The following is an 8449-nucleotide window of genomic DNA, read 5'->3' as shown; positions in this document are numbered from 1 at the left end:
GTTCTACCCCCCAAACCCCCCGTTGGGGGCGTGGCGCCGCCCCCAAACCCCCCGCGCATTAGTTTTTCGGTGGGATGCTTACACGCAGCTGCTGATACGTCTGTAATAATTTAAGAGTCACTGATAATTGCTGATTGTCGGTATTTCTGCAAATGTAAGATACAGCCTTCCTAATTCCCAATTTCTAATTCCCATTTCATAATTCCCACTTCCCATTTCATAATTCATAATTCATAATTCATAATTCCCCGATCAAGATGAATTTAGAAGCAATCATCCTAGAGGAAATTAAACAATCAGCAGCGGGTCGAATTAGCTTCGATCGCTGGATGGATTTAGCTCTCTATCACCCCGATTATGGCTATTACACCTCTGGAAAAGTAGAAATTGGCTCAAAAGGGGATTTTTTTACTTCCTCGTCCCTAGGGGCAGATTTTGGCCAATTGTTGGCGGAGCAATTTGTCGAGATGGCGGAATTTTTAGGTAATTCGCCTGGATTTACTTTAGTGGAAGTGGGAGCAGGTTCGGGAATTTTAGCGAAAGATATCCTTGATTATTTGAGTGATAGCTATGCTGATTTTTATCAAAATCTCAGTTATATAATTATCGAACAATCTCAGAAACTCAGGGAAAGACAACGGGCAACTTTAGCGGGATATTCCCCGGTATCTTGGCAAAGTTGGCCGGATTTAGCCGATAATTCCCTTGTGGGTTGTGTGTTTAGTAATGAGTTAATCGATGCTTTTCCTGTCCATCGAGTTGTGATCGAGTCGGGAGAATTGCGAGAAATTTATCTGGGATTGGGGGAACCTTTTCAGGAGATTATCGCAGATTTATCCACCGACAGAATCAAAGACTATTTTGATTTAGTGGGGATAAATATTCCTTCACCACTTTATCGGGAGGGTTATCAAACCGAGGTAAACTTATTAGCTTTAGACTGGTTAGAAACGGTTAATCGGAAACTCGATCGAGGTTATATCTTAACCATAGATTACGGTTACACTGCCGAAAAATATTATCATCCCCAAAGAAGTCAAGGAACCCTACAATGTTATCGACAACATCAGCGTCATGATCATGCTTATTTGTGGGTGGGAGAACAAGATATTACCACTCATGTGGATTTTACCGCTTTACAACGTCAAGGGGAGAAATTAGGCTTAAAAAATCTCGGTTTTACTCAGCAAGGATTATTTTTAATGGCTTTGGGATTAGGGGATAGATTAAAGGAACTTTCTCAAGGAAAAATCGATATATTAACTATATTTCAGCGTCGAGATGCCTTACATCAATTAATCAATCCCACCGGTTTAGGAGGATTTGGAGTGTTAATTCAGGGGAAAGGAGTAGAAGAAAGAATACTTAAGGGATTAAGTAAATAACTAAAAAAAAGGGCTGAATGCTGTTAACTTTCAGCCCAAAGAAATAATTAAGCTCCTACGGATTCTTTAGCCGCATACATTACCTCTAAAGTTATTTCACCAATACCTCGCTCCCGGGCGAATTTTTCGGTATTTCGTTTGACTTTCCCCCGCACAAAACCGGGTATTTTCTGTAATTCTGCCGTAGCTTCCTTATTCCAATTTAGGTCAGAATCTGCCGAGATACCTTTAGTAATTACCTCTTTTGTATCATGACCACCGAATATCTCTAATAGGTGATCTTCCATACCCAAAGTAAAGGAATTATAGACCAAATCGGCGATCTGATTAGTGCCTTCGTAACCTAAGAAAGGTTTATAACCGAGGGGGAAATTTTGGATATGAATAGGTGCGGCAATTACTCCACAGGGAATATCTAAACGTTTGCCCACATGACGTTCCATTTGAGTACCAAATATCGCCGCTGGTTCCAACCGAGCAATAGCATCTCCTATCGCCCCATTATCATCACTAATTAACACTTCATCGCAATATTCACTCACTTGTTCCCGGAACCAATCCGCATCATACTTGCAATAAGTACCCGCTAAAACCACATGGATTCCCATCTCTCTAGCGAGAATTTTTGTCATAGCGGCTGCGTGGGTATTATCACCAAAAACCACCGCTTTTTTGCCCGTTAAATTCTGACAGTCAATGGAACGAGAAAACCAAGCAGCTTGGGAGATATGCAGAGTTTGTTCATTGATAAAATCTTCGTAATCTACTGCTGCACCTTGGGGATTAATTACCTCTTGGATTTTGCGAATACAGCGCGCTGTTTCCACTACTCCCATGGGGGTAATATCAACGTAGGGCATAGCGAATTCGCTTTCGAGATATTTGGCTGTCATTAATCCCACTTCTCGATAGGGAACCAGATTAAACCAAGCGCGGGGCAGATTTTTTAAGTTGTCCACCGAGGCAGCTTCGGGAATAATTTCGTTAACTTCAATGTCCAAATCTGCCATTAACCGCTTTAATTCCGTGCGATCATGTTGGTTATGGAAACCGAGGGTGGTAATGCCGATAATATTAACCGAAGGTTTAGGGGTTTTCTGCGAGATAATTTCCCCCTTTCTCTGGGCCTTATCGAGATAATATTTGATAATTTGATAGAGAGTTTTATCGGCCGCTTGTAGTTCATTATAGCGGTAGTGGTTGACATCGGCCAGCAGCACATCCCCCTCGGCATCCTGTCGCGCTCTTTCGACAAAGTTTTGTAAATCCTCTTGGAGAATGCTGGAGGTACAGGTGGGGGTTAAAACGATTAAATCGGGACTTTCTTCGCGATCTTTGCGAACAATATTATCGACGACTTTTTCTTGGGAACCCCGGGCTAAAACATTACGATCGACAATACTAGTAGTGACGGGGGTAAAATTACGCTCCCTTTCCAACATCGAGCGCATGACGTTAAAATAATCGTCTCCCAGAGGAGCGTGCATGATAGCATGAACATTTTTAAAGGAACTGGCGATCCTTAAAGTGCCAATATGAGCGGGACCCGCATACATCCAATAGGCCAATTTCATAGAGGGTTCTCCTACAGTCAGACTTTTTTGATTGTCTCAGACTTTACCGATTTAGGAGTGAACGCTTAACGGAAGATTACAAAAAGTCCCCATGCAGATTAAGTATCTTTTTGGGGAAAAATGACACAAATATTAATATTAACTTTTTTAACAATTTATGTCATTAGGGCAAAAATTTCTTTACCGACCGCTTGGTAACAAAGCCAACCGAAATTGGACCGGGGGTCGGGATAATCTTTGACGATGACTCCCTTTTCGGCCGCTCGTTCAAAAGCAACTAAACGGGGAATTTCTCGCTTAAATACGGGTAATTTTGCTTCTTCTAGAGCTTTCCGAGCTTCTCGTCCTGTTTTTGTCCGTGAATCCACTTGGGTTAAAAGAACTCGATAATTATCGGTCATCGTGGACAGCAATTCTACCGCTTTAATCGTGACATCGATATCGAGATGATTGGGAGTGGTGGGTAGGATTAATAAATCGCTGCCCTGAGCTAAATCTTTTAACTCGTCTGGCTCCGGCCGGGCCTGGGTATCGACGATAATATGAGTGTATTGTTTCACCAGTCCCGTCGCTCCAGCTTGGGACGCTACCATAAAAGGAAGGGTGTCTTCCCGGGACCAATGGAGAGCCGAACGATTTTTATCCGCATCGATCAATAAGGTGGGCGCTTTTTCCTGAAAATAGGCGGCCAGATGAATCGATGTGGTGGTTTTCCCGACCCCTCCCTTCAGTGCTACGACGGAAATAATCATGAACGGCTCGATCGAATAAATGGGTATTTTCTAGTGTACTCCCAGACGGACTGAAAACCGTCTAAGTTTCCCCTCAGAAAAGCTATCGGTCAGAATTGTAGATTTTTGAGCGTGGCTCTCTCGACATTAATTATGGTGTAAAGTGTTCGTTAATGTTAGATTTTGGGACTATGCCATCCCGATCGATCACTTTTTCCGCTCACCACAACTACGGGAGAGTCTTCAATGTTGAACCAATTCTTAGCAATAGCGATCGCTTTCATGATTGGGTTAACTGGTCAATTAGTCCTCTCTTTACCCGCTACTCGTTTATCCGCTCGAGAAATCTCTCAACAATTACAGACTATCCCGGGTTGGCAGTTACGAGATCAACGGATTGAAAAAACTTTTAAATTTAACAATTTTATCGAAGCGATCGCTTTTGTTAATCGCTTAGTTACTCCAGCTGAATCCCTAGGCCATCATCCTGATATTACCATCAATTACAATCGCGTTACTCTTTCCCTCACTACCCATGACGTGGGAGGTTTAAGTAACTTAGATTTTGATTTAGCTCAACAAATTGATCGCCTGATTCCCTAGTTTTAAATCAGCTTTAACCCACACAGCTATCATCTTGACGAATATCCCAACTACCATCAACACGGAATAAAAATAAACAGCGTTTGTCGGGTGTACCGGAAGCAACTAAAGTAATTCTGCCCAACTGTCCCCAAGAACCCCCTAAACCCCCCTTTGTATCGGCCCAACTAGCGCGATAAATTGTCCCTTGATTACCGACAGGTCCACTAACTCGGCGTAGGGTAGAATTATCAGTATCGATGCTAACACCACGAGTGATGGGAGTCCAATCGGTGACATTTTCACATTCGTCTCCTTGTACTTTTGCCACTTTAATCTGTTCGGTTTCACTTTCTGCCATGCACAAAGATAGGGGATGAAAACCTTCTCCTGTGGCTTGATAACGGGTATGTTTCCACTGTTGTGATATTTCAAAGGTGGCGATATTTAAGCGAATCCAAGCCATTAAACGATGATAAACAGAAAGGGCAAGAGTTAAGAGAATTCCTAATAAAATTAGGGTAACTAACATCTCGACTTGAGTTAATCCAGAGGTGGATTTTTGCCGATTTAAAAGCTGTAAATTGCGAAAAGTATTGGGAGAAAGGTCTAAGATATTCATGAGCCTCATCTTGCCTTTTTATTTTCAATAAATTATGTAGTTAGCAAGGAGCAACAATTAATTTGCTCTAGGATAATCCACATAATTTCTTGCTGTTATTACGGACAAAATTGACGGCGATCGCATTTTTACCGCTACGGGCAAAAATCAGCTAAATAAAAGCAATTTTCTAATTTTTTGGTCAATTCAGTTTATTTGCTCTGTTTATATAGCCAAATGTCCCGCTAACGAATAAATCCCAATTGTCGTCTGGCCTCAAATAATCCGATTGCCACACTAACGGAAAGATTTAAACTTCTCACCCCTGGTTCTGCCATGGGAATATACACTGTATGATCACATTGATTTAATAAATCTGCCGGAATACCGTCGGTTTCACTGCCAAAAAGTAGCCAATCTCCGCTTTGATAGCTGTATTCCACATAACTGCTGCTGCCGCGCACAGTAAACCCGATCGCCCTTCCGCCGCTCTTTTGTTGATAAGCACAGAAGTCATTAATTGTCAAGTAGTACATCAGTTTTACATAAGGCCAATAATCTAAGCCGGCGCGCTTCAGATAGCGATCGCTAATTTCAAACCCCAAGGGACCAACTAAATGCAATTCTGTCCTCGTTGCGGCGCAAGTACGGGCAATATTCCCCGTATTTGGCGGAATTTGCGGATTGATTAAAACCACTCGTAAAATCGCTTCAGTCATCAGTTATCAGTTATCGGTTATCAGTTATCAGTTATCAGTTATCAGTTCACTGTTCACGGCAAAAAACTCCCCACCTCTCAATTGATAATTCATAATTTATAATTTATAATTCCCACTTCCCATCTCCCTTGGGTGAGGACTAACTATACTGGATTCTGCCCCACCCTAGTCAAACTTATTTTAATTTAATTGGGATAACTATCCATACTCAACGGAACTAGATCGCCATAGATCGTCAAACCTAACAACATTGTTTCATTAGCGGGGATTAACTTGCCTGTAAGAGCGCAAATCTCATTTTTTCTAGCTGTAGCGTTAAATACTGCCCTTATATCGCCAGCACAAAACTGAGGTCGATAATCCCCTGATTTCTGCTGAACGAAATTCCATAAGACATCGCGAATGAGTGCTTGATAACCTTGATTGCCGGAAATCTCTTTCAGCTTGTCTTTGAGGACTCTTTCCAGACGAATGCTGGTGACTTCCATATCGGTAGTGGTGGTGCGTGTGATTGTCCGCATAATTTTTTTTCTCCCGAATACTAAAACCTATTGATGTTACAAGTGTAGTATAAGAAAGATACCTTTAACAAGCACAACCGGCGAAACCATCACCTCTTTTGCTCTTTTATTGTTACCTCATGCCTATTTTTCTCATTTTTGAACTCTCGAAAATTAATTATGTAACAAGTCCACTGTTAATCCAGTGAGAGTCGAGCATAAACAGCGATCATATTGATCAAATAATAACTATTCTTAATATACCCAAAACCCTAGAAAAAATTGTTATTTTTCCTCAGATTGACAATAGTTCTAATTGTCTCCCCTGTAGGTCTTTAACCCTGATCTTTTCTTGAGAATCTCTGGATAAATCTAAAGCTTTAATCACCTCTTTTGCCACCGCTTTTACCACGGGAATAGCCACAGAATTACCGAACTGTTTATAAGCTTGGACATCGCTGACAACAATCTGAAAACTATCGGGAAATCCCTGTAATCTTGCCCATTCTCTGGGAGTCATTCTGCGGACGAATAATTTATTTACCTCTCCCTTAATACGAGTAACGGGAGTAAAATTAGTCAGTCTTTGATCGATAACTAAATTTCTTTCTTTTCCCATACCTCCTACTACAATAGCATTAGCGATACCATCGGGAGAAATAATCTCATAACCGAACCCATTACCTTTATGTTGGTGTCTAGCTTTGTGTTTAAACAAAGTTTCTAAATACTGATTAGAGAGATAATATTTAACGCTGACTTCCTTTTCTTCTATGATATCTTTGAGACAAGTTTCTTGATGGGTTGGTTGAGGATAGGAAAAATGGTAAATATTTAAATCTTCTCGAAAACCGACGATAAAAATTCGGGGACGGTTTTGAGGAACCCCAAAATATCTGGCATTTAAAATCTGGGGACTAGGGACAAAATAATGCAAATCCTTTTCTAGTATATCTAAAATAGTTTTTAAAGTTTTACCTCGATCATGGTGGACTAAACCCTGGACATTTTCTAAGATAAAAGCTTTCGGTTTCTTTTCGTGTAGTATCCGGGCAACTTCAAAAAATAAGGTTCCGCGTGCATCTTCAAAACCGTGTTTTCTGCCGGCGATACTAAACGCTTGACAGGGAAAACCGCCGCACAGTATATCATGATCGGGGACAGTTTTTGCCTCTAATTTTCTGATGTCTTGATTATCGGGTAAATGACCATAGTTAGCCAAGTAAACCTTTTGGGAGTGAGTATCGATTTCCGAGGAAAAAACGCATTGACAACCGAGATTCTCTAGGGCGATTCTAAATCCTCCTACACCGGCAAATAAATCAATAAAAGTCCACATATTTTCTCTATTCTACGCTTTAGTTTTGATCCCTGAGACGATATTAAACCGGCTATCTTAGATTTTAGTATAAATGCTCGAATCTTTCTCCCCACTCCCCCTATCTCCCCATCTCCCCTGTCCGCATAATTTTTTTCTCCCAAATACTAAACAGATTGGTGTTACAAGTGTAGGATAAGAAAGATACCTTTAACAGGCATAACCTAGAAACCATGACCTCTTCTGCTCTTTTTATTTTTACCTCATGCCTATTTTTCCCATTTTTGAACCCTCGAAAATTAATTATGCAACAGGTCCACTGTTAATCCAGTGAGAGTCAAGCATAAACAGCGATAGCATTGAGCGAATAATAACTATTCTTGAGTACCTAACAGCATTTTTCTTGATTCATGGCAGGCATACTACTCCCCTCTCCCAGAAAGGGAGAGGGGTTGGGGGTGAGGGTAATTAACTATTTCTACCATTACTTTAGAAAAATGGTATAAGCAAAATTAATTATACATCTAAGCCGTCAGTGGAACGCTTTTTGCTGTGATCAGTAAACAGTGAACTAAAAACTTAAATCTGATCCCTGATAGCTGTCTCCCGTCTCGGAGTCTCCCGTCTCGACTAGGAAATTAATTTTGCACGACTACTTATAAGTAGCCGACAATAAATTTTCTTTTACCTGTTAGCTGCGGTGAAAAAATGGGAATACTAAGGGATGTAGTGGGTTGTACAGTCTTTACTGGCTCTATTCTATGTCATTAGCAAACGAGAAACTTCAGACCAAGCTGCCTTCCTTTGCTCAAAAGTTAGTGCAGTCGGGTTATCGAAAATTTGGGTTGAAAACCCCGTCCTTTTAGGACGGCTTTAACCTACAATGGAAAAAGCGATAACCAAGCTAAAAACTAAACCTTGACCACAGATAGTAGGGGGTTTCGTTCAGAAAAGACTTCAAATTCGGCCTTGAACGAGTAAAACTTTCTAGGAAATAAGGTTGAACATGAGATTTTTTCGACTTGTTCAAAGTGGCCGT

The 8449-nt window shown here is 41.0% G+C and carries 8 protein-coding genes; 2 read left to right on the top strand and 6 right to left on the bottom strand.

Translation table 11 applies throughout. The annotated features are described in order from the left end of the window. Positions 1-257: 257 nt before the first annotated feature. On the top strand, positions 258-1385 hold the full coding sequence (locus IM477_RS18590) for a class I SAM-dependent methyltransferase (RefSeq protein ID WP_287733006.1): 1128 nt from the start codon (positions 258-260) through the stop codon (positions 1383-1385). Positions 1386-1432: 47 nt separating this feature from the next. Here the strand turns inward: IM477_RS18590 and bchB are convergent, their stop codons facing one another. Both bchB and IM477_RS18580 read right to left on the bottom strand, forming a co-directional pair. Then, positions 1433-2959: a ferredoxin:protochlorophyllide reductase (ATP-dependent) subunit B gene (gene bchB, locus IM477_RS18585; RefSeq protein WP_287733005.1), complete on the bottom strand. Its 1527-nt coding sequence runs from the start codon at positions 2957-2959 to the stop codon at positions 1433-1435. Between the two features lie 155 nt (positions 2960-3114). After that, entirely contained in the window at positions 3115-3711 is a 597-nt protein-coding gene (locus IM477_RS18580; protein WP_147069211.1) for a nucleotide-binding protein, read from the bottom strand. A 225-nt stretch (positions 3712-3936) separates the two neighbouring features. On the opposite strand from IM477_RS18580, the gene IM477_RS18575 reads away from it, so the two are divergent. Next, the gene (locus tag IM477_RS18575) at positions 3937-4293 is read left to right on the top strand and encodes a 4a-hydroxytetrahydrobiopterin dehydratase (protein ID WP_287733004.1); all 357 of its coding nucleotides are present in this window, start codon (positions 3937-3939) and stop codon (positions 4291-4293) included. Between the two features lie 13 nt (positions 4294-4306). Here IM477_RS18575 and IM477_RS18570 read toward each other — a convergent pair whose 3' ends face one another. The 4 genes from IM477_RS18570 to IM477_RS18555 all read right to left on the bottom strand — a co-directional run bounded on the left by IM477_RS18570 (position 4307) and on the right by IM477_RS18555 (position 7431). Further along, entirely contained in the window at positions 4307-4894 is a 588-nt protein-coding gene (locus tag IM477_RS18570) for a prepilin-type cleavage/methylation domain-containing protein (protein ID WP_287733003.1), read from the bottom strand. 224 nt (positions 4895-5118) lie between these two features. Then, positions 5119-5592 carry a tRNA (cytidine(34)-2'-O)-methyltransferase gene (locus tag IM477_RS18565; RefSeq protein ID WP_287733002.1) on the bottom strand — a complete coding sequence of 158 codons (474 nt, stop codon included), beginning with the start codon at positions 5590-5592 and terminating at the stop codon, positions 5119-5121. A gap of 185 nt (positions 5593-5777) precedes the next feature. Continuing rightward, entirely contained in the window at positions 5778-6113 is a 336-nt protein-coding gene (locus tag IM477_RS18560) for a hypothetical protein (protein WP_287733001.1), read from the bottom strand. Between the two features lie 274 nt (positions 6114-6387). Further along, the gene (locus tag IM477_RS18555) at positions 6388-7431 is read right to left on the bottom strand and encodes a DNA cytosine methyltransferase (protein ID WP_287733000.1); all 1044 of its coding nucleotides are present in this window, start codon (positions 7429-7431) and stop codon (positions 6388-6390) included. Positions 7432-8449 lie beyond the last annotated feature (1018 nt).

Origin of the sequence: Microcystis sp. M090S1, from assembly GCF_020246295.1 — a bacterium.
GTDB classification, from domain to species: Bacteria; Cyanobacteriota; Cyanobacteriia; order Cyanobacteriales; family Microcystaceae; genus Microcystis; species Microcystis aeruginosa.
This window is presented reverse-complemented; position numbering and strand designations above follow the sequence as displayed.